Origin of the sequence: Bradyrhizobium sp. AZCC 2289 (genome assembly GCF_036924615.1) — a bacterium.
Lineage (GTDB): Bacteria > Pseudomonadota > Alphaproteobacteria > Rhizobiales > Xanthobacteraceae > Bradyrhizobium.
Genome location: NZ_JAZHRY010000001.1, coordinates 3,055,129 through 3,076,320 on the forward strand (window position 1 = coordinate 3,055,129; position 21,192 = coordinate 3,076,320).

The following is a 21,192-nucleotide window of genomic DNA, read 5'->3' on the forward strand; positions in this document are numbered from 1 at the left end:
CGCGAACTACGATCTAATAGAGGGGTGGATGACTAGTGGCAATGAATTGATATCGTGGGGCGCAGCCATTGCGGGCGACGTCATGTCCAAACTTATGATCCCCGGTGGCAATTCGCTGAGCAAGCTTGGGGACGCTTACTTGCAGAAAAAACGCAAGGAGGCTGCGGACATCTTGATCGGGGAAATTGCAAAAGGCTCAACTGAACCTATCGATTTCACCGAAAGCGACGCTGATCCGTTGATCGAAATCATATACCGCTTTTCAAAAGCTGTGAGCGATGGAGCAGCGAGAGAGAACCTGCGACTTCTTGCTCAGGTGATAGTCGGGTTAAAAAAGAACAAGGCGCTAGACCCCGACAAGTTCAGAAAGTGGGCCAATACGCTGGAACAACTCACGCGCGATGAACTGATGGTCATCGGAAAAGCCATTGCCACCAAGCGCGAAATTGATGCAGGCTCATTGCAGCTCAATGTTCCCGGCGAATTTTCGAAGCACTTAAGATCGGCGCTGGAGAGATCCGGCTACCAACCGGCTGAGATTGAGCCTCTGTGTGCATCGCTTAGCCGAACCGGACTGCTTCTTCCGGTAAGTGCATATAACGGAATGATCTATATGCCGACGCTATGGCTGGATGAGTTGGCGACGCTGGCCGACGTCGAAGGGATAGCCGCTACAAAATAAGCGCCAAATGTGCAATCTGTATTCGATCACCACCAACCAAGCCGCGATTATCGCCCTGTTCCGAGTTATCAACCGCTACGTCGGCAACCTACCGCCGATGCCCGGTGTATTCCCCGACTATCCCGCCCCGGTGATCCGCAACGCTGGCGATGATCGCGAGCTGACAATGATGCGTTGGGGCATGCCGCCACCGCCGCGAACGGGCGGGCCACCAGTCACCAACATCCGTAACACGTCGTCACCTCACTGGCGCGGCTGGCCAAGGTTGGAAAGCCGGTGCCTTCATTTCACCTTTTGTGCATCCGAGCTATTGGCCGGTGCGGCGTCGAGTGACTGACCTTTGCTATAGGCGGCCTTGTGGTATTGATTGCCTTGTTTTGTGATTTTTGTTGTCCAGCCGGTGTTCCAGGTAATCACCGCGGCCTCACCTTCTTCCTTCCATGTGCCGGTCATGCCCTCGCCTCGTGTTGCTTTCGCCACGCCGCCACTCGACAGTGTAATCTCGAAGGGTTTCCCAGCCGTGTCCTTGACCTGCCACACACCTTCAAAAGCGCTTGCCGCAAGGGCCGAAAGGCTCGTCACGCCCATCAGAAAACCCGCTGCTAGGGTAACTATCAATTCTTTCCTCATTGTCGCTTCCTCCGAACACAAGGTCCAATGCGACTGACCGGACGCTGTACCGCCTAAGAAGTTCCTGCGAAGCAGTGCGGCATAATGACTATGGCAGCGCACACTCTCAACGACCGAAGGCGATGGCCGCGCCGATCCATCCGAAGGCGATGCCGGTGATCCTATCCTGACGACGGACGAGGAGCGCGATGTCTGGATGCGCGCGCCGTGGGATGAGGCGAAGGCGCTGCAGCGGCCGTTGCCGGATGATGCGCTCAAGATCGTCGCGCGAGGAGTCGACAAGGAAGACAAGGCGGCTGCCTAGCTTCATCTCCTTGGGATGGTCAACACCCTAGCCAGGTGAGATCGAGAAACTGCATATTGTTTCAAACCGGCAGCAGACAGTGCCTGCTCCAAGACCGCCATCAGGTTATCGGTCGTTTTATCGGATATGAGCCGGTCGAGCGCGGCGATCACGGATGGGTTGTCGGAGAAGACGTATGGTATCCGCGCCATCGCACGATTGATGTCTCGAACATCGACGTCCGACGCTGCGTAAGCTGGGTCCAGCGCATACCGGCTGGCCATCAGTTCTTGGACAAGGTCAATTTTTTGTTTGCGTCTTTCGACGCGCTCAGTGTTCAGATAACCGTGTGTATAGGCGGCAATTGCAGCAAGGCCGCCAATGCCCCCGCCCAGCACACTCGCGATAATCATTATAATCTGATCTGTCGTCATTGCTCCCCCTCAGCCACGGGCAGTGAACAGCAACCTCCGAGTGCGTGCAACACCCTTTGGGCAGTCTTCAAGTTTGATCTCGAACAAGTTGATCGCCTTGGGTTCGTCGTACAGTCATCAAGCCGGGCGGGTCGCAATTTGGTTAAGAATTCTGGATAGGGTCTGCCCGCGGTCGTTGTATCCAGAACGTTATGGTCAAGCCCGTGTCGTGGGACCGGCCATTTGCCGAGCCAATCGAATTGCCAAAGGGTAGGAAGCTGGTCACCTTGCGCGACGCGGCGCTCTACATCACCAAGCTGCCGAAGGCTGAGCACGACGCCGAAGAATGGCAGGCAGCTATGGAGGCGCTCATGCTGGTTGCCGATTGTTTGCGCGAATAGGCGTGATGCGAGCTCAACCGCCACGTCGAGCGGGTGTTCAGAACGTAGCGCAAGGACAAGCATTGGGAAGGCGGAAATCGAAGAGAAACCAATGACCGAACCCGGCTTGTTCCGCCGCCTAGACGCTGGATTGACGGGCGCGGTTGCTGGGACAATGTCACAGTTACCAAAGTCTGCGGACGGACGTACCCTGTAGGGCCCCGGAGCGATCCGGGGCCTTACTTGTGTGCGAGAACCATCCCGGGTTTCGTGCTTAAATGTCGGTGCCCGACCAAAGGAGGATCACATGGTAACAAGCGTCAAACAGATGTTGGAAGCTGCTAACGCGGCGGTTCCGAAGATCACGCCGGATCAGGCCAGTGACATGATTAAAAAGGGAAACACCTTGGTTGTCGACGTGCGCGATGCACCAGAAGTCAGTGCCAGCGGCAAGATCGCTGGCGCTGTGAACGTCTCACGCGGAATGTTGGAATTTCGCGCCGACCCGGACTCTCCATACCACGACAAGAATTTCGATAAGGAAAAGACCGTTATCCTCTATTGCGCTTCCGGCGGTCGTTCTGCGCTCGCCGGGAAGGTCCTCAAGGATATGGGTTACGACAAGGTCTATAACGTCGGCGGATTTAAAGATTGGACCGGCGCGGTCGATAAGGTCTAAAAATCGTCGAACTCACCGTGCGACACGACCCTGCCATCGATAGGAGCAGCGACGCGTTGGCGGGCGTGGACGCCGCCTTGCTTGGAACGACGCCCGCCTAATCGGTATTGTGCAGCATGGATTGGCCTGACTATCTACGGGACGAAGCGGCCAAGTATCGGAAACTTGCCGAGCAGACCGATGATCCTGTCGTCAAGAACGAACTGCTTGAGTTGGCGTCCGTGTGTGAAGAGGTCGCCAGCAACATCGAAGATCACCTGACAGGCGGGTGGGTGGTCACCCACGCGGCGGGCTGCCGCCTCCGCCTCGGTTCAACCTTACTGGCTCGAAGCCTGTTGCTTTCGCCGATGTCCGCTTTGGAGCGCATTACGGACTCAGGTCGGACATCGCGGCAGGTCCGAAAAGTGCGACAAGCGGACCTCTGATCGCGTAACTCAATCTATCTTCACTACCGGCGCAGGCCGCCATTCCCCGGTTTTGACGATCTCTTTCGGCACGTAGGTACGGAACGTCAGCGAGAACGGCTTGCCTTCAGGCGTAGACAGCCAATTGGACTCCGGAACACCAGCGACCGGCGTCGGGCCAAGCGTGATTTTCAGGGACCCGTCCGGCTCCTTCTGAAGCGGCGAGTAATTGTTGAAGTTGAACCGGTTCAGCGCATTCGGCACTACGCGGTAGTCCGGCACGCCGACAAGAATGACTTCACAGATGCCGAAACAGGGGTAGCATTGTCTGGCGGGGCTAGTGGACGCTGGCGTCGGTGAGTTAGGGAGGCATCGATGAAGAGGATAGCTTTCGCAATCTTCACTTCGATTGGCTTGGTTGCATCAGCGCAGACGCAACCTTCCGTCGACACCGTCCCCGTCACCGCCGACAACTTCACGCGCGCCGAGACTGACAGCTATTTTGGCGATATCGTTAAAAACGCTGACGGCGTTGGCAAATTTTTCCATCGGCGCGAGATTGAGCCGGTCGACAATCAGATCGTCATTCGTGGCAACCGCGACACGGTGTACTCGGCAGCGGTGTTCGACCTTGATGCGGGACCCGTGACGGTTACGCTTCCCCTAGCCGGTAAGCGCTTCATGTCCCTGATTGTGATTGATCAGGACCAATACACACCGGCCGTCTATTACGGCGGGAGCCATAGTTTTAACCGCCAGCAAATCGGCACGCGCTATGTGATGCTGGCGTTGCGCACCTTTGTTGATCCAAGTGACCCCGAGGACCTAAAGAAGGTTCATGCCCTGCAGGATGCCGTGAAAATCTCGCAGCCGAGCCCCGGCACCTTCGAAATACCCAAATGGGATCCCGCCACGCACAAGAAGGTGAAGGACGCGCTTCTGGTGCTTTACGCTACGGTGCCTGATCAAAATCGCATGTTCGGTACCAAGGCGCAGGTTGATCCGGTGCGCCGCTTGATCGGAAGCGCCGGCGGCTGGGGCGGAAATCCCGACAGCGAGGCCAAATACCTCAACGTCAATCCGAGCCAAAACGATGGCAAGACGGTCTACAAGCTCACCGTCAAAGACGCCGTTCCCGTTGATGGCTTTTGGTCAGTCACTCTGTACGACGTGGACGGCCGCTTTCAGAAGAACGAATACGACGCCTATTCGGTCAACAATCTCACAGGGAAGAAAAGCGCAGACGGCTCTATTGTCATTCGGTTCGGCGGCTGCGACGGCAAAATTCCGAACTGCCTCCCGACCATGCCGGGCTGGAACTATATGGTGCGGCTCTATCGCCCACGCCCGGAGGTACTGAACGGAAGGTGGAAATTTCCAGAGGCGCAGCCGGTGAGTTAGGTACACAGGCGGTCGGTTTCATTTTCCGCTCTGCCCCCAACAACGGACATAGAGCGACCACGGCGGCATGTCCGAGTTGTGCCACAACCGGACTCATGCGCCGCAGCAATCCACGGCTCTTTTCGATCACCTTGTCGGCGCTGGCCAGGAGTATCGTCCGTACCGTGAGCCCAAGCGACTTCGACGTCTTGAGGTTGATCGACAATTCGAATTTGGAAGCCTGATAAAACGGGATATCGCCGGGATTTGCGCCGCGAAGGATGGCGTCGATGTCGTTGGCCGCGCGCTTGTTCAACTCCACCAGGTCGAAAGCATAGGCCATCAGACCGCCAGCCTCGACGAGTTCGAAAAACGGATAGATAGCCGGAAGCTTCGCCGCACCGATCAAATTCGGGATCAACGCCCGGTTCCTCATGACGTCAGGAACTATCCCCAACCATGATCGCATCGGCGCCCTCGCGCGAGGCACTCGCAACCGCCGATCGATAGTCGGCCTCGCTGGCCGGAAACACCAGCGGAAGTCCGATGAGGGGGATGCCTGCGGTCTCGGCGGCGGCGCGTACCGCCGGGCCCTGAATCCCTTCCCATACGACCCGCAATGTCACGAAAGCCAGTTTCGACATCGCAGGAAACATTTCATGTAACAGCGCAATCCGCTTGCTCCATGAATCGATGGGCCGGTATCGACGCTGACCCGGTGATGTTGCCGCCCGGCCGGGCCAGACTCTCGCCAAGACAGCGCATCTTATCGTTGAAGCCCGGACCTCCGAAAGAGGCGGTGGGCGACCAAGAGGGACCATCTCGCCTCTCGGGCGCATGTCAGACATATGTTAGCGACCGCTGCGGCGCCTGGGACTTCCATGCTGCGGGACTTTCTCGCGTGGAGCCCGAGTTGTGCAGATGCTTCGCCCATGATGGCGTATCCAGTTGCGCACTTTCGTCGTCGAGACGTCGGAGCCGTAATCTTCAGGTCAATTAGGAGCGCACCCGCGTTCCGGCCAACATCTTGCGCGCCTCGTTCAGGGCCTGCGCTTCCGCCTCCGCCCGGGTGGGGCCCTCACCGCGCGCGAGGCGTGTTCCGGGACTGACGTTGTCCACCTCGCAGCGATATCGATTGCCCAGCTTGTACGAAATCACCCCGATTTCCCAATCACCGAGGCGCTCCTTCCGTCGCTGATAGCCGTTGGGGTGCAGCCAAGTCTTTCCTGCATAAAAGGCCGCTTTCTCGACCAGGCCCGCTTGCGACCAATGGTGGGCTAGAATCTCAGGATGCATCTCCACCGTCTCCGGAAACCGATCTTCCAGCATTTTCGCAATCCGCGCGTGCAGCTCCTGACGTCGGCTCCGTAGCAAGGTCGCATACGCCGCATCGCGGATCAGTGCATGCTTGAACGTGTAGGTCGCGCTCGGCGGCGTGCCGCGACAGAAGACCAACTCGGAATGGACGAGGCGCTCCAGGGCCTCTTGCAAGGTACTTTCCGGTAGGGGGACCAAAGCGGCCAACAACTCGTATGAAAACTCGCGGCCGATCGCCGCGCCGATTTGCGCGACCTCTCGGATCGGCGCCAACCGGTCGAGCCGTGCCATCAACGAGGCATGTAGCGTCGTTGGAATCGCCAGCGGCGGCACCGGACCGGTCAAGACGTACTGGTCACCCGCGTCCATCAACAGACCGCTTTCCAACACCGCCTTGGTCAGTTCCTCGACGAACAACGGCACGCCGTCGGCGTGGGCGGTGATTTGATCAAGGATCGCCGAGGGCAGCTCCTTGTTACCGGTGAGGCGGTTCACCAATTCGGCGCCGTGTCGGCGGCCCAGACGGTTGAGCGTCAATGTCGTCACGTGTGCATCGCCAGTCCACGGCGACTGGAACTCTGGCCGCAGGGTGATGACCAGCAACACCCGCAAGGACGGAACCCGCTCCACCGTCAGCTCGAGCAGCTCGAGCGAAATCGGATCGATCCAATGGACGTCCTCGAAGACCATCAGCACCGGTCGAGCCGCAGCCAGCCCGGCGAGCTGTGCGAAGAGTGCCTCCAGGGTACCTTCCTTGCGCCTCTGCGGATTTAGGTTTAGCGGCGGGTAGCGATCGCCGCCGATGGATAGCAGGTCCGCCAACAGGGCGGTGGCCTGCTTCATGTTCCTTGTCGATGGGGCGAGGATCGCCTCGAGCTTGCCAAGCCGGCGTTCGGCGTTGTCGTCCCGCTCAAATCCGGCGGCGTGCTCCAACTGGCTGACGACGGGATGAAGCGCGGTCTCCCCGTGATAAGGCGAACAGAAGAAGCGCAGCCGAATGTGCGGTTCGCTGCTCAACCGTTCTTCTATCGCCTCGGTCACGCGCGACTTCCCGATGCCTGGTTCACCAGACAGCAGCACGACCCGGCCATCGCCCTTCTTGGCTTGCTGCCAACGGCGCATCAGCAAATCGAGTTCTTCGTCGCGGCCGATCAGCGGCGTGATAGTGCTGGCGGCGTGAAGCGCCTCGAAGCGGCTCTCGATAGCGCTCGGACCGACCACCTGCCATGCCCGGACCGGATCGGGGAAGCCTTTGAGCGTCGCGGCGCCGAGGTCGCGATAATCGAACAGCCCGCCTGTCAGGCGCCGGGTGTCGGCGGCGATCACGACGGTGTTCGGGGCCGCCAAGCCCTGCAGCCGCGCAGCCAGGTTCGGCGTTTCGCCGACCACCGCTTCCTCCTGAGCCGCGCCGCTTCCGATGAGATCGCCGACCACCACCAGGCCCGTGGCGATGCCGACGCGCATTTGCAGCTTCAGGTCGCCGGGGAGCGGAAGCGCGGTTGCGCCGATGGTCTCAACCAGAGCCAGACCGGCGCGGACCGCGCGCTCGGCGTCGTCCTCATGGGCGTGCGGGTAACCAAAATATACGAGCACGCCATCGCCCATGTATTTGGCGACGAAGCCCTCGAACCTCGCGACAACGCAGGCGCAGCCAACGTGGTAGACGCGCAGCACGTCACGCATGTCTTCGGGGTCGAGCCGCGCCGAGAGCACTGTTGAGTTGACGAGATCACAGAACATCACGGTAAGCTGCCGGCGCTCGGCGGATGCTCCGGCCGACACGATGTGCGGAATAGGTGCCGTCGGCGTGGCGGCGGTTGGGTCGCGGTCGCTCGCCGTCAGCCTCTTACCGCAGGCGGGACAGAACTTTGCACCTGAGCGAATGGCCGCGCCACAGGATGGGCACCGGCCCGGGAGAGCCGCGCCGCACTCGTCGCAAAACTTGCTCTCCTCCGGAATGTCGGCCCGGCAGCTCGGACATTCCATGCGCCGCTCCCTGGCCCGACCAGCCCTGTTTCAAAGTCTAGCACAACGAGCCCTCGCAGGCGCCGCTGCCTTGCGCTGATTCCAACGACAAAAAGCCGCGCCCGAATTGAGCGCCGCCGAACGCCGATTCTTGCGCAAATTGTCAGCGCGGCGGGTACACCCGCGTTCTCGCCAACATCTCCCTTGCCTTATTCAGCGCCTCGGCTTCCGCCTCCTCGCGGGTGGCCCCTTCGCCTCGCGCCAGTCGGCCTCCCGAGCTGACATTGTCTACCTCGCAGCAGTACCGGCCGCCGAGCTTGTACGAGGCGATGCCAATGTCCCACCCTTCGAGGCGATCTCGCCGGCGCCGATAGTCCTCGGCGCGCAGCACCGTTCCGCTTTGCATCGCGCTCTCCTTCGAGAATCACGCCGCAGCGCGCTCGATTGGCGCGCGGACGAGGTTACCCCACTCGGTCCAGGAACCGTCGTAATTCTTCACGTCGGGGTAGCCCAGGAGGTACTTGAGCACGAACCAAGTGTGGCTCGAGCGCTCACCGATACGGCAATAGGCGATCGTCGGACGATCCGGGGTCACTCCCTCGCCCTCGTAGAGCGCACGAAGTTCGTCTGCCGACTTGAAGGTGCCGTCCTCGTTGCAGACCTTGGCCCAGGGGATGTTCCGCGCGCCCGGCACGTGCCCACCGCGCTGGCACGTCTCGGGAAGGCCCGGCGGCGCCAGGATCCGCCCCGTGAACTCGTCGGGGCTGCGCACGTCCACCAGCGCAGCGCTCTTTTGCGCCGAGGCCGCCTGCGCATCGCCGAGATAGGCCCGGATGGAGAAATCGGGCTCGCCGCGCACCGTGTAGCTGCTGCGGGCGATTTGCGGCACGTCCGTCGTCAGCTCGCGCCCTTCCTCGAGCCATTTGCGGCGCCCGCCGTTCATCATGCGAACGTCCGAATGGCCGTAGATCTTCATCTGCCACAGCGCCCAAGCGGCGAACCAGTTGTTGTTGTCGCCGTAGAGGATCACCGTCGTGTCGTTCGCAATCCCAGCCTCCTCCATCAGCCGCCGGAAGTCGCCGGGCGGGATGATGTCGCGCTGCAGCGTGTCGGAGAGCTGCGTCGTCCAGTTCCAGGCGATCGCACCCGGAATGTGCCCTTGGTCGTACCCACCCGTGTCGACGTCGACTTCGACGACACGAACGTTCGGATCGCTCCGGTGCGCCACCACCCAGGCGGTGTCGACCAGCACTTCGGGATCAGCATACTGGCTCATGAGAATCCTCCCTGTTGGTTTCCACGCATATCGGCGTCCGTGCGGCGGGTGCTAGTGTGGTCACTCAGTCGAACGGACCGCCCACTGAGTCGGCCCGTACATCAGCGCGTCCACGAGCGCCTCCGTCGAGGATGACTCCTCGGCCTCATCGGCCGCCGCGTGTCCGTTCGGTGCCACGAACGGACATAAATGTTGAGGCTCTGCTCACGCCTCGAAAACCAAGCGAGTTCCCGTGTACGAGCGTAAGAGCCTTGTCGGCATTGCAGCGCGCGCGGCTTCGTAAAACGGTTCTCCCGTACAATGCAGCGGAACCACGTAAGTCGGATCAATTTCCTGGAGTGCCTTGACCGTATCTCGAACGTATTCCTCTTGATAGGGCGCGAGATGAAAGCCCCCGATCACCGCATGAATTTTTTCCACACCGGAGGCGGCTTGAGCTTGCCTGATCGCGTTGACTACGCCGCGATGGCTGCACGAAGTTAGGACGACAAGCCCGCGTCCTCTCAGATTGAATGCCGTCGCGATCTTGTGCTGAAATTGATCCGGTACGACGGGCGCACCGCGTTCCGCCTCGCTGAGGCGCTCGGGATAGCAACCGACGCCTCGGTCGAAACCAATGGTCATTGCGCTCGGTGATAGCACCTTCTCGAAGCTCTTCTGGCTGATCTGCCCCGTGGCCACGGCGTGATCGGCAACCAGGGCAGGTCTCTCCGCGACGGTTACGGCGACGTCAGCCTCCTCGAGTGCTTTGCGGTCGATGACGCCGAAGCTGCCCCGCACCGGGGGTGCAGTCCACTCGCGCGCGCAGAAGCATCCTTCGCCGCCGACAAACAACGGCAGTTTGGGCTTTAGCTTGCCATGGTGAGCCTGCAGGAAACCGACGAGACCGCCAAAGTGGTCCTGGTGCCCGTGGCTGAGCACAAGTGCGTCGATGGCCGCGGGATCAATCTCAAGCAGATTCGTGTTGTTGAGAAGGGCTTCCGGCGTGAAACCGAAATCAACCAGGATATTGCGCGTCTCGTTGCCGCGTCGCGACTCGACATGCATCGCAAGACCGAATTCGCTGACCAACGTTCTGCGCGGCGGCTTGTCGCTGAGACCCCAGCCAAAGTGCTGGACATCAACGTTGGGCAGCTTCCTGCTCGGGGCGACAGCGAACTGATAGCTATCGATCACTATCCGAACCGCCACGCGGTCGAGCTCAGGCAATGATCCAGTGACGACCTCGGCCCTGACCGACTTTGAGCCAGCGAGGAGCGTAGCAAGTATCACGCTTAAGACAGTGGCGCCTCCGCCGCAGACAAATTCTCGCCGTCCAACCTCATCGCAGAAAAACCGCCGCCGAGGCACCTGAGGGCCTGCTTGTGCTAGCGCAATTGAAGCTGAAATATAATCGATAGCCATTGCTACCTCCCGTTCCTGCCAACAACGAGGGCATAAACAGAAGGCGCGGGACCGCTTGGACGCATTTCGTTCCGGAGGGTCGAGCGTCTCAACTCAAATATGATCGTATCAACTGCTACGTCAAGAAAAATGCCGACCCGAGCTTTGACGAGTTGCATAGTGTGGTGGCCGTCGTAAGAAGGACTTCTCTTTTACATCCGGCACGCTGTTTGCTGGCCATCGTGGCTCATGCGGCGTGGCGCCGACCGTTAGCAGGCTGCGGGCTTCTTGGGAATGTCGGTCAGGGGTGCTGCCGTGTTTCTCTATCCGATACGGCGCAGGCACTGTATGGCTTACATCCGGCCACAAACGCGATCAGGCTCAATGTCTGAATTGGGTCAAAAGGCGAAATACTCACTCCGAGTAGATGTTTTCCGCTTTTCCCTCGAAACCGGACATCGCCCAATGGGGTCGGCATGTCCGGTTCGTGCCGAAAAAATGGTCCGCCAGCGCAGGACCTTACGTCCGACTCCACTATTCCGCCACGAGACGAGCGGCGTTCTCGATAACCCCGTCCCACCGCTTCCGGCGCACACGTTCGGCCGCCAACGCTTCACGAGCTAGGACGTCCGCGATCACGTTGTCGATTTCACTGCCGGTCAGCACGCGCTTGATCCGCAACACAAGCTGCAACGTCATGATGACCGCGCCATAGGGCAATAACAGATCACGAGCGGCAATATCGCAATACGCGATGAACGTCTCAATCGCCTCTTCGGAAAAGCAGATCAGCAATGCAAGCTCGCGCGCTTGTCGAAGATCATCGGCCGGAGGCGCGGGTTCTTCGTCTAACAGCATTCGCTCAGCGGCTCGACCAGCCATCAGTTCGATGCATTGTGCATACACGCTCCCGTAGATGTCAGAGACGGCGCTACGGTCCTTGCCCGCTTGCGGCATAACAGGACCGAGAACGTTACGAACGTCTGATGCATCTCCGCGGCCTTCCGCGAACGCCTCCGTATGGCCGACACCCCAGCACAAGCCCTCGTAACCACGGACGGGGTCCGGGTTCACAGTCACGCCGCCAACCTCACGTCCGAGCAGGCGTGCGGCGGTCGTGTGACCGCCTTCATGAATGCTGATGCGCAAATCCTCATCTTCCGTCCGACCGAGCGACGCGAGCAATTCATCGTACTCATCGGGCTCATCGAGGCCGCTGCCGTCGTCAGTGGTGCCCACCCCAACGCAGGCAGCGGCCTCCGTCCCGGCGAGAGAGGTCGCAGGCTCCGCGTTGCCTTCCTCGGCCGGATTTCCGTTAGACATAACCAAGTGCTTTCATGTGGCGCGCGAGCATGCGCGCGCGGATCGCGGCAACGGCGCTGTCGCGAGGCTGCGGCATGGCGCGGGCGATCAACGCGGCCACGGCGGCCGGGATGCGGTCTTCATTTTTGGGGTCGATCACCCAACCGTCGACGCGATGTGTGATGCGATGGGGCTCCCAGCCCGGCGGTGCGGCTTTCCTGCTCACAGGCGCGGCACCTCGATCTGGATCGTGCGCGCTTCCGCGCTGCGGTCGACCGGGGTGAAGTTGGCTTGGCGCAGCACCGGATCAGGTTCGATGTGCGGCACGCCCGTGTTCTCCTCGACAGCATCAAGATCGACGACATCAGGCGCGTGCGGATTGAAATCGCCGCCGCGCGCGCCGCGGAGCTGAGCGCGGCGCGGATCGGTCACGGCGACCGCGATGCCTTTGTCCAATACACGCTGTGCCGTCGCCACCGGCATGGTCGCGTCTTCCCATTGCCCCGCGAAACGCTTTCGGCCGTCATGGTCGAGATAGTGCGCGCTGCGCAGCATGAAAATCGTCACGGTGGGCGGCGGCTCGGGCACCGCGACCGGCGTAGGCACGGGCTCCCGCGGGATCGCCTGCCGACCCTGCCGGATCGCCTCGGGCAGGGCCTTCAGCTCCGCCAGCGCGAAGTTGGCGGCGATTTCGATTTGGCCCATGGTGTTCTGGAGGAAGCCCGCCATCTGGCCGCTTTCGAAATGCCAGTCGCCGATCTTGGACAGCGCGTCGGCAAGCGCCCGCGACTGCTCAAGGTAGCCCGGCAGCGCCGCCTCGATGGCGACGACCTGCTTGTCCAGCTTGTCCGCCGCTGCGGCACGCTCGACGCGTTCGCATTCGGCAGCGAGCTGGCTCTCGGCTTCCGCCTTCTGCTGCGCCAGGACGGCGAGCACATCGTCGATGCCCGCCAACGTGGACGCTGCCGTGTCCACCGCGCCCTGCAACTTGTCGAGGGTACGCTGATCGTCGAGATCGCCGGACAGGAGCGTCTGCTGACGGGATTTGATCGCCTTGTCCAAGGCGTCGTGCGCCGTGACGCGCTTGGCGGCGAGCTGTTCGCCGCGGTTTGTGAGCGAGGCGATGGTGGTTTCGAGTTGCTGCATTTGGGTTTTTTGGAAGGGGTTTTTCATGCAGCAAGTCTACGCCGCCGCAACATTATTTGCGTAGACCGGACACGTGGAGCGCTCCACGTTCGATGCAGGTTGTTGTGGCGTGCTCCACATTTGAGGCGTTTGCGGGGGAGCTGGCGCGGCAGAAAAGATGACTTCGGCAGGCGGTGGCGCTAGGTCCGTTTTGCCCCGCTAAGCCGACTTTGCTGGCTTGGCCCGCTAGGTCCGAAAAGTGCCAAGAGCGACATCGATCACGGATGGCGGCTCAGTCAGCGGGGATCGTCAACTGAAAGAGAGCACCCCGCGGTTCGCACGGGATCGCCCACAGCCGCCCACCATGGGCTTCGATAATCGAGCGGCTGATCGTGAGGCCCATGCCCATGCCGTCGGGCTTCGTCGTGTAGAAGGGTTCAAAGAGACGCGGCAGGCTCTCCGGGCGCAGCCCATGGCCGGTATCCCGCACCTCGACCCGCACGCCCTCCGGCTCGATACTCACGGTGCTGATGTGTAATTCGCGGTTGCCGACCTCAACGTCACGCATCGACTGGATGGCATTGAGGATCAAGTTCAACATCACTTGTTGCAGTTGCACCCGGTCGTATTGGATGCGTGGCAACTTGTCCGCCAGTTGCGTGCCCACCGTGACGCCGGTCTTGATTGCTTCGCTGCGGGTTAGGGCGGCCACCTCCAGGATCGCCGCATTGAGGTCGACGGCCTCCTTCCGGGGTGGCGCTTTTTTGATGAGAGACCCGATCCGGTCGACGATGTCGCTGGCTCGACCGGTCTGGTCCACAATGCAGGTGAGCGCCTCCCTCACCTTCGCCACATCGGGTGGGCTTTTGTCGAAAAACCGCAGTGCAGCAGCGGCGTATGTGCGTGCCGCCGTAATGGGCTGCTTGATTTCATGAGCAATCGAGGCGGTGAGCTGGCCCATGGTAGCGACGCGGTTGGCATGCGCCAGCGCCATCTGCGCCTCGCGATATTGCCGCTCGAGGCGGGTGCTCTCCAAGGCAATGGTGGCTTGCGCAGCGAAGTCCCTGAATAGGGAAATCTGCTTGTCGGTGAACGGCTGCACCTGTTTGCGGCCCAGAGTAATTGTCCCAACTATCTTATTGTCTTTGAGCAACGGCACAATCAGGGTAGCTCGATAACCTGCGTTCACTGCCGTGATCCAAGAACCATCCCGATGATCGATTTCAAGTGCTGCCAAGTCGGGGATGTGAGCGGGTAACCTGCTTGTGGCTATTCGACTCTGTAAGCTGCCCTTTTCTGCAAGCGCGGGGAATGATGACCACAGGTGACTAACCAAAAGGGGGTCCCCTCGCATCGCCACTAGACGAAGGCCGCTTTCTTCGGAGAGACGTAAGGTGACTACGTCTGCTCGACAGAGACGTGTGGAGCTGTCGAGGATGGCGTCGAAGATGGGCTGCAAGTCGTGCGGCGAGTTCGCAATGGCGCGCAGCACTTCCGAGATGGCCGTCTGTTGCTCGATGAGTTCGGTCACCCGATCTTGCAGCTCAGAAGCGGTGCTTTCTTCGTGGGTACTCTCGTTCATGCGGAGCAGTTCCTCGGCCTAAACTGTGAGGGGCAGCATAACAACTCCAGCCGCAGTTCGCGACAGCTCTCATGGCCGTCCATACCGAAGAAGTGGCCAAACATCCAAGGTCGGCTCTGGGTCAAAACCGGAAAAGCTATGTTTTCCGCTCTGCCCCTGGACGCGGACATCGCGCAATGCAGTTGGCATGTCCGAAAAGTGCCATCACCGGAAGTCAGTTGATTTCTCGATCACTTCGTCGGTGCATTCTTCCTTGCCCAAGCATCTCGGCTCTATAAGCAAGAGGCCCGCGAGGTTCTCGGCTAGCCACAATATGGCACCGATCGCATTTTTGGCTGCCTGTTTTTGGGTTGACGGGCAAAAGGAAACGTAGCCTAATCAATGCCTTAAAGTAGTCCTCCTGCCAGGAGGCCTTCATGAACGAGCTCTCGGGCTACGTATTCTCGCCGCTGCGCGAGGGCGACATCGCTCTCCACCGTGGCTCCGGCAACGGCTTGACGCCGATCCTGCTTGTTGCCGCAGAAGAAACCTCGCCCGGTTGCGTCGAGCGACTTGAACACGAATATGCGCTCAAGTCCGAACTTGACGCCGACTGGGCGGCGCGACCCGTCGTGCTTGCGCACGATAACGGCCGTATGACGCTGGTGCTTGAGGATCCCGGCGGTGCGCCGCTGGATCGACTGCTTGGCAGGCCACTGGACGTATCGCAGTTCCTGCGCATCGCGATCCCGCTCGCGGGCGCGCTCCGCCAAGTGCATGAGCGAGGCTTGATCCACAAGGACATCAAGCCAGCAAACATACTTGTGGACGAGGCAAGCGGCGGGGTGTGGCTGACGGGGTTCGGCATTGCCTCGCGTCTGCCGCGCGAGCATCAAGCGCCCGCACCGCCGGAGGTGATCGCCGGGACGCTTGCCTACATGGCGCCGGAGCAGACAGGCCGGATGAACCGCTCGGTGGACTCCCGCAGCGATCTCTATGCAGTGGGTGCCACCTTTTACGAAATGTTGACGGGGCAGCTGTCCCCTTCACCGCCGCCGATCCGATGGAGTGGGTGCATTGCCATATCGCGCGGCAACCGGTGCCGCCCAACGAGCGGGTCGCGGGCGTCCCGGGGCCGCTCTCGGCAATCGTGATGAAGCTCCTCGCCAAGACCGCCGAGGAGCGCTACCAGACTGCCGCTGGTGTCAAGGCCGATCTGCGGCGGAGTCTAGCGGAATGGGAGGCTCATGGCCGGATCGAGTCGTTTCCGCTTGGCGTCCACGATGCGTCGGACCGGTTGCTGATTCCGGAAACACTGTATGGACGCGAAGCGGAGATCGAAAATCTCTTCGCGGCCTTTGATCGGCTCGTTACTGACGGGATGACGGAAGTCGTGCTCATCTCCGGCTACGCCGGTATAGGCAAATCCTCAGTTGTCAATGAACTGCACAAGGTTCTGGTGCCGCCGCGCGGCTTTTTCGCCAGTGGCAAGTTTGATCAGTACAAGCGCGACATTCCTTACGCAACACTGGCCCAGGCGTTCCAGTCGCTCGTGCGCCAACTCCTCAGCAAGAACGACGAGGAAATGTCGCGCTGGCGACGCCACCTGCTCGAGGCGGTAGGTTCCAATGGTCAGCTCATGGTCAACCTGATCCCGGAACTTGCGCTCATCATGGGGGAACAGCCGCCCGTTCCTGAGCTCCCGCCGCAGGAAGATCATAATCGCTTTCAACGTGTATTTCGCCGCTTCCTCGGCGTGTTCGCTCGACCAGAGCATCCCCTCGCGCTGTTCCTTGACGATCTGCAATGGTTGGACACGGCAACACTGGAGATGCTTGAACATCTCGCCACACATCCCGAGGTGAGGCATCTGTTGCTGGTCGGTGCTTATCGTGACAACGAAGTCGGCCCATCCCACCCGCTCAGGCGAATCCTGGGAGCGATCCGCGCCGCCGGCGCAAGAGTGCAGGAAACGTTGCTCGCACCGCTCAACCATGAAGCTGTCGAGCAAATGGTCGCGGACTCGCTGCATTGCGACCAAGTGAGCGCGCAGCCGCTTGCGCGAGTGATACACCAAAAGACAGAAGGCAATCCATTCTTCGCGATTCAGTTCTTCACGGCGCTCAGCGAGGAAGGGCTTCTTCAGTTTGACCACAATAGGGCGAAGTGGACCTGGGATGTCTCACGCATTCGTGCAAAGGGCTTCTCAGAGAACGTCGTCGATTTCATAGCCGTCAAGCTCGGCCGTCTATCGGACACGACGCGAAAGGCCTTGGGACAACTTGCCTGCCTCGGTAACGTCGCCCAGATCGCCACCATGACGGTGGTTCACGGCGAACCCGAAGAGAAGATTCACGCGGCACTGTGGGAGGCGGTTCTGGCAGGCCTCATCTTCCGAGTGAACGGTGCCTATAGATTCCTGCACGATCGCGTGCACGAAGCTGCCTATGGCCTCATCCCCGAGTCCGAGCGCCCTGCAGCGCATCTTCGGATCGGCCGAGTGCTCGCGGCCAGCACGGCGCCTGACGCGCTCGAAGACGCAATTTTCGACATAGTGAATCATCTCAATCGCGGTGCAGCCCTCATCCTGGCGCAGGACGAGCGCGAGCGGGTCGTCACGTTGAATTTGAGGGCCGGGAAGCGCGCGAAGAGTTCGACCGCCTATGCGTCCGCTCGCAATTATCTGGCGCAAGCGACCGCGCTACTATCCTCGGATGCGTGGATCCACCGCTACGCGGAAACGTTCGAGCTCTACCTGCTCCTTTCGGAATGCGAATATCTGGCTGGCAACTTCGAAGCGGCGGACGCTCTCTTCGAAATGATTCTGGGTAGGGCGTCCTCAGATCTCGATCGAGCCAAGGTTCACAGCTTGCGTATCAAGCTGTACCAGGTGGCGGGCAAGTATGACCAGGGACTCGCTGTCGCGCTAAGCGCGTTGCGCTCATTCGGCGTGACCTTTCCCGAGATCGATCAGGACATCAAGGCAGCGGTCGAAGTGCAATTCCGTGACATTCCCTTCAATCTGGCCGGACGCCCGATCGACGAACTTCTCGAGGCGGCTGTCGCAGCTGACCCCGTCAAGCGGACGGTCATCGATCTTCTTGTTGACATGGCGCCTTGTGCCTATATCGCGCAGCCATCGCTCTTCCCGCTGGTCGCCCTCAAGGCTGTGAACCGCTCCATGCGAGACGGGAACACCGACCAATCGAGCTACGTTTACGGTGTCTTCGCCCTCATGCTGGTGTCGTTCGTAGGCGACATCAACTCTGCCTATCAATTCTCGGAATTGTCATTGCGGCTGAATGAGCGATTCAACAATCCGCGTCTGCGCGGCACACTGCTTCACCTGCATGGTGATCACGTCAATTTCTGGCGAAGACACTTTGCCACAGGCCTGCCGATCCTGGAGCAGGCCTTCGCGGCTTGTCTCGAAGCGGGTGACCACGTCTATGCGGGCTTTCTCGCTTTTGAAACGGTGTGGCAGCTGGTCGAGAAGGGAGACGTCCTCGAGGATGTGCTGTCGTCAGCGACCAGATACGCAGCCTTTGCAAGGCAGAGCCGCAACGATGCCGTTTTCGAGACGATCCGGCTGGAGCAGCAGTTTGTCACGAGCCTTCAGGGTAGGACCAAAGACCCGTTGAGCTTCGACGACGGCACATTCGATGAAGCGGCTTGCTTTGCTATCATCGTCAAAGCGGCCTTTGGCTGCGGCATCGTCTTCTATCATATCATGAAGCAGATACTCGCCGTCCTCTATGGACGATACGAAGAGGCAATGGAGGCCGCCGCAGAAGCAGAGCCGGTGCTCGGCGCCGCCATGGCGATGCCTATCGAGGCGACCTATCATTTCTGCCATGCGCTCACGCTAACGGCACTTTACCACACCGTGTCGACGGTTCAGCAGGAGCAGTATCGTCGATTACTTGACGAGAAACTGAAGAAGCTTCGGCTTTGGGCCGACAATTGTCCGAAGAACTATCGCAATAGATATGCGCTGGTGTCAGCGGAGATCGCGCGCATCGAGGGTCGCGATGTGGACGCAATGCGTCTCTACGAAGAGGCGATTCTCTCGGCGCACGAAAACGGTTTCGTCCATAACGAAGCTATCGCCAGCGAGCTAGCTGGTCACTTTTACCTTGCCGTCGGTCTTGAAACGAACGGCTACGCGCATTTGCGCAACGCACGCGCGTGCTTTGCGCTTTGGGGGGCGGACGGCAAGGTGAGGCAACTGGAATCACGGCACCCGCGCCTGGCCGCTGCCGAGGGGCATCCGCGAACCGAGACGATGGATGCCGCCATTCAGAAGCTGGACGTCACCGCCATTGTCAAAGCCTCTCAGGCCGTTTCCAGTGAAATCGAACAACCAAAGCTGATCGAGCGACTGATGACCGTTGCGCTGGAGAACGCGGGAGCGGATCGAGGCTTGTTGATCTTGCCTCAGGCGAATGGCTATCGCGTCGAAGCAATGGCTGAGGTCAGCGGCGGCGAAATCGTTCTGGGCCGAGGGGCGCTCTCCGACGATGATACCCCCGATTCACTTATTCGCTATGTCATTCGCACGCGCGAAAGCGTGATCCTCGGTGACGCCATGCGACCAAACCCATTCGCCGGCGACGAATATATTATCCGCCGACAACCTCGCTCAGTCTTCTGCCTTCCGCTCGTGCGACAAACCGCACTGGCCGGCGTGCTCTATCTAGAGAACACGCTGGCATCGCATGTGTTCACTCCCGCGCGCATCTCTGTGCTGGAACTCCTGGCGTCGCAAGCGGCGATCTCGCTGGAGATCGCCCGTCTGTACTCCGACCTCGGGGAACGGGAGGCCAGGATCCGCCGGCTGGTCGATTCGAACATCATCGGGATCGTGACCTGGGATCTTGAGGGCCGGATCATCGATGCCAACCAGGCCTTTCTCGATATGGTCGGATATGCCCGGGAAGACCTCGTCTCGGGTCAACTACGATGGACGGAGCTGACGCCCGCCGAATGGCGCGGCGCCGACGAACAGATCATCGAAGAGCTAAAGGCGGTTGGAACCCTCCAACCGCGTGAGAAAGAGTACTTTCGCAAAGACGGCGGACGCGTGCCGGTTCTGGTCGCCCGCGCGCTTTTCGAGTGGAAACGAGACGAAGGGGTTTCCTTTGTCATCGACATGACCGACCGCAAGCGGGCAGAAGAGAAGCTGCGCGCGAGCGAGCAGCGCCTCCTCGATGCCCAAATGGAGCTCGCACACGTGAATCGCGTCACGACGACGGGCCAGTTGGCGGCCTCGATCACCCATGAAGTGAACCAGCCGATCACAGCCGCGGTCACATACGCGTTAGCCGCTCGGCGCTGGCTAAGGGCGGAGCCGCCAAATTTTCATGAGGTGGATGACGCGCTCTCTCTTATTGTCAAGGAGGGGAATCGCGCAGGCGAGGTCGTCGGGCGAATCCGCGCACTCATGAAGAAGGCGCCCGCACGAAAAGACGCCGTAGAGATCAACGATGCCATCCTCGAGGTTATTGCTCTTACCCGTACGGAGGCCGCAAATAATAGCGTCTCGGTGCGGACGCAATTGGCGGAGGGCTTGCCGCGTGTCCAGGGAGATCGGGTCCAGCTGCAACAGGTAGTACTCAACTTGATCATCAATGCCATCGAAGCGATGCGCGACGTCGGCGAAAAGGAGCGGGAATTGCTCATCAGCACCCGTAACGAACCGGATGGCGTGTCAGTCGAGGTGCGAGATTCGGGTCCAGGCCTCGCGCCGGCGGATCTTGAGCGCGTGTTCGAGGCCTTCTACACGACGAAACCGGTCGGTTTGGGGCTTGGGCTGTCGATCTGCCGGTCCATCATCGATGCCCATGGGGGCCGGTTGTGGGCCGCCGCAAATGATCTACGGGGCGCCGTGTTCCAGTTCACCCTGCCACCAGAACGAGACGAAACCGTTCCCACTGAGCGCATCGGCCAAATGCCGGTCGAGTGAGGTTACAGGGTCCAAGAGCGAAACGAATCTTGTTGCGACCGCGGATGTCGCTGCTGTGATCGCCTTCCGCTCGGAATGTCGGTTTCGGGGTCAATACCCGCCCCGTCGATCCTCCTCGCTGCTGCCATCGACGACAAAGCCCCTAAAGCCGCCTCGATCCGGAACGAAGCCAGGGCGGTGGCCGGGTGCCAATTTCCGTCAAAACGATCCAGGGCGGGTCATCGGCGTTCGTTCGGACCGCCCATAAAACCGGCCATAAATGACCAAAGAATCGGTCTCGAAAAAATAGCGCGCAATCGCCCGCAAGCCGCTCGCTCACTACATCGCTACCTGAGGGCGCGCTCGCTCGCGGCTTGCTTCGCCTCACCGAAGACCCGATCTTGTCCTCCCAGGGGGTCATTTCCTCATGTTGCCAATGGGTCAATCGCGTCACTCTGACGTCACTTT

Annotated in this window: 19 protein-coding genes and 2 pseudogenes; 8 read left to right on the forward strand and 13 right to left on the reverse strand. The window is 60.4% G+C overall.

All coding sequences use genetic code 11. From position 1 onward, the window contains the following. Positions 1–28 precede the first annotated feature (28 nt). Together V1289_RS14770 and V1289_RS14775 are read left to right on the forward strand one after the other, a co-directional pair. Entirely contained in the window at positions 29–682 is a 654-nt protein-coding gene (locus tag V1289_RS14770; protein WP_334397618.1) for a hypothetical protein, read from the forward strand. A gap of 7 nt (positions 683–689) precedes the next feature. After that, positions 690–965 (forward strand): annotated as a pseudogene (locus tag V1289_RS14775) (SOS response-associated peptidase); the annotation flags it as partial. On the opposite strand, the gene V1289_RS14780 reads toward V1289_RS14775, so the two are convergent. Both V1289_RS14780 and V1289_RS14790 read right to left on the reverse strand, forming a co-directional pair. Next, on the reverse strand, positions 965–1,312 hold the full coding sequence (locus V1289_RS14780) for a hypothetical protein (protein ID WP_334397619.1): 348 nt from the start codon (positions 1,310–1,312) through the stop codon (positions 965–967). The pseudogene V1289_RS14775 and the gene V1289_RS14780 sit on opposite strands and share 1 nt — an antisense overlap. Positions 1,313–1,618: 306 nt before the next feature. Further along, positions 1,619–2,029 carry a hypothetical protein gene (locus tag V1289_RS14790; RefSeq protein ID WP_334397620.1) on the reverse strand — a complete coding sequence of 137 codons (411 nt, stop codon included), beginning with the start codon at positions 2,027–2,029 and terminating at the stop codon, positions 1,619–1,621. 191 nt (positions 2,030–2,220) lie between these two features. On the opposite strand from V1289_RS14790, the gene V1289_RS14795 reads away from it, so the two are divergent. From V1289_RS14795 to V1289_RS14805, 3 genes are all read left to right on the forward strand, one after another. Next, positions 2,221–2,409 carry a hypothetical protein gene (locus V1289_RS14795; RefSeq protein WP_334397621.1) on the forward strand — a complete coding sequence of 63 codons (189 nt, stop codon included), beginning with the start codon at positions 2,221–2,223 and terminating at the stop codon, positions 2,407–2,409. A 286-nt stretch (positions 2,410–2,695) separates the two neighbouring features. Continuing rightward, on the forward strand, positions 2,696–3,067 hold the full coding sequence (locus V1289_RS14800) for a rhodanese-like domain-containing protein (RefSeq protein WP_309185539.1): 372 nt from the start codon (positions 2,696–2,698) through the stop codon (positions 3,065–3,067). A 116-nt stretch (positions 3,068–3,183) separates the two neighbouring features. Beyond that, positions 3,184–3,492: a hypothetical protein gene (locus V1289_RS14805; RefSeq protein ID WP_334397622.1), complete on the forward strand. Its 309-nt coding sequence runs from the start codon at positions 3,184–3,186 to the stop codon at positions 3,490–3,492. A 9-nt stretch (positions 3,493–3,501) separates the two neighbouring features. Here the strand turns inward: V1289_RS14805 and V1289_RS14810 are convergent, their stop codons facing one another. After that, the gene (locus V1289_RS14810; RefSeq protein WP_334397623.1) at positions 3,502–3,753 is read right to left on the reverse strand and encodes a DUF1214 domain-containing protein; all 252 of its coding nucleotides are present in this window, start codon (positions 3,751–3,753) and stop codon (positions 3,502–3,504) included. 93 nt (positions 3,754–3,846) lie between these two features. On the opposite strand from V1289_RS14810, the gene V1289_RS14815 reads away from it, so the two are divergent. After that, the gene (locus V1289_RS14815) at positions 3,847–4,872 is read left to right on the forward strand and encodes a DUF1254 domain-containing protein (RefSeq protein WP_334397624.1); all 1,026 of its coding nucleotides are present in this window, start codon (positions 3,847–3,849) and stop codon (positions 4,870–4,872) included. Between the two features lie 136 nt (positions 4,873–5,008). On the opposite strand, the pseudogene V1289_RS49680 reads toward V1289_RS14815, so the two are convergent. The 10 genes and pseudogenes from V1289_RS49680 to V1289_RS14860 all read right to left on the reverse strand — a co-directional run. Then, a pseudogene (locus V1289_RS49680) lies at positions 5,009–5,320 on the reverse strand (ABC transporter substrate binding protein); the annotation flags it as partial. Further along, positions 5,292–5,495 carry a hypothetical protein gene (locus tag V1289_RS14820; protein ID WP_334397625.1) on the reverse strand — a complete coding sequence of 68 codons (204 nt, stop codon included), beginning with the start codon at positions 5,493–5,495 and terminating at the stop codon, positions 5,292–5,294. The gene V1289_RS14820 and the pseudogene V1289_RS49680, both read right to left, overlap by 29 nt. Before the next feature lie 352 nt (positions 5,496–5,847). Then, entirely contained in the window at positions 5,848–8,154 is a 2,307-nt protein-coding gene (locus V1289_RS14825; RefSeq protein WP_442896007.1) for an AAA family ATPase, read from the reverse strand. A gap of 142 nt (positions 8,155–8,296) precedes the next feature. Continuing rightward, complete coding sequence (locus tag V1289_RS14830; protein ID WP_334397626.1) at positions 8,297–8,539, reverse strand: hypothetical protein; 243 nt, start codon at positions 8,537–8,539, stop codon at positions 8,297–8,299. Positions 8,540–8,557: 18 nt separating this feature from the next. Next, a complete protein-coding gene (locus V1289_RS14835; protein WP_334397627.1) occupies positions 8,558–9,409 on the reverse strand; it encodes a sulfurtransferase in 852 nt (283 codons plus the stop codon). A gap of 204 nt (positions 9,410–9,613) precedes the next feature. Then, positions 9,614–10,813, reverse strand: coding sequence for an MBL fold metallo-hydrolase (locus V1289_RS14840; protein ID WP_334397628.1), 1,200 nt, complete (start codon positions 10,811–10,813; stop codon positions 9,614–9,616). A 513-nt stretch (positions 10,814–11,326) separates the two neighbouring features. Beyond that, positions 11,327–12,115, reverse strand: coding sequence for a hypothetical protein (locus tag V1289_RS14845; protein WP_334397629.1), 789 nt, complete (start codon positions 12,113–12,115; stop codon positions 11,327–11,329). Further along, complete coding sequence (locus V1289_RS14850; protein ID WP_334397630.1) at positions 12,108–12,254, reverse strand: hypothetical protein; 147 nt, start codon at positions 12,252–12,254, stop codon at positions 12,108–12,110. The genes V1289_RS14845 and V1289_RS14850 overlap by 8 nt, the downstream gene beginning before the upstream one ends. Positions 12,255–12,316: 62 nt before the next feature. Continuing rightward, positions 12,317–13,267 (reverse strand): hypothetical protein, encoded by a 951-nt coding sequence (locus V1289_RS14855; protein WP_334397631.1) that lies wholly within the window; start codon positions 13,265–13,267, stop codon positions 12,317–12,319. Positions 13,268–13,511: 244 nt separating this feature from the next. Continuing rightward, a complete protein-coding gene (locus tag V1289_RS14860) occupies positions 13,512–14,801 on the reverse strand; it encodes a sensor histidine kinase (protein ID WP_334397632.1) in 1,290 nt (429 codons plus the stop codon). 416 nt (positions 14,802–15,217) lie between these two features. On the opposite strand from V1289_RS14860, the gene V1289_RS14865 reads away from it, so the two are divergent. Together V1289_RS14865 and V1289_RS14870 are read left to right on the forward strand one after the other, a co-directional pair. After that, positions 15,218–15,934 carry a serine/threonine protein kinase gene (locus V1289_RS14865; RefSeq protein WP_334397633.1) on the forward strand — a complete coding sequence of 239 codons (717 nt, stop codon included), beginning with the start codon at positions 15,218–15,220 and terminating at the stop codon, positions 15,932–15,934. Beyond that, positions 15,934–20,745, forward strand: coding sequence for a trifunctional serine/threonine-protein kinase/ATP-binding protein/sensor histidine kinase (locus V1289_RS14870; RefSeq protein WP_334397634.1), 4,812 nt, complete (start codon positions 15,934–15,936; stop codon positions 20,743–20,745). Before V1289_RS14865 ends, V1289_RS14870 begins: the two co-directional genes overlap by 1 nt. The last annotated feature ends 447 nt before the right edge of the window (positions 20,746–21,192 follow it).